This window comes from Bacillus sp. LR--39 (assembly GCF_053613335.1).
Genome location: NZ_JBSIOT010001507.1, coordinates 1 through 534, shown reverse-complemented (window position 1 = coordinate 534; position 534 = coordinate 1). Strand labels below are relative to the sequence as shown.

Below are 534 nucleotides of genomic sequence, written 5' to 3'. Positions count from 1 at the left end.
GCGCTTTTAACAGTTCGGTTTTACGGAGTGCTTATCAGGCCATGCAAGAACGTCATCAGTCTAAGGATGAGTATGCGGTGATTGCCATCGGAAGAGTGGGCCGTGATTTCTTTAAGAAACGGGAGATTCCGATCATTTCCGAGTTAACAGGAATTGGGGATGAAGTAACGTTTACAGAAATTAAAGATCTTGCCCGTCAAACGATTCAAATGTTTATAGACGGTGCGTTTGATGAATTGCACCTTGTTTATAACCATTTTGTCAGCGCCATTACTCAAGAAGTAACGGAGAAAAAACTTCTGCCGTTATCTGATTTGGGCAGCGGCGGCGGAAAAAGAACGGCGTCTTATGAATTTGAACCATCTGAAGAGGAGGTTCTGGAGGTTTTGCTTCCTCAATATGCAGAAAGTTTAATCTTCGGTGCGCTTCTTGACAGTAAAGCAAGTGAGCACGCTGCAAGAATGACGGCGATGAAAAATGCGACAGACAATGCAAAAGAGATTATCGCCGATCTTGAACTGTCATACAACCGTG

1 protein-coding gene is annotated in these 534 nt (G+C 43.8%); it reads left to right on the top strand.

Features of this window, described 5'->3' with window-relative positions; all coding sequences use genetic code 11:
- Positions 1 to 534 (top strand): ATP synthase F1 subunit gamma (gene atpG, locus ACWHAR_RS31450; RefSeq protein WP_452088976.1); only part of this gene is annotated, 534 nt, incomplete at both ends.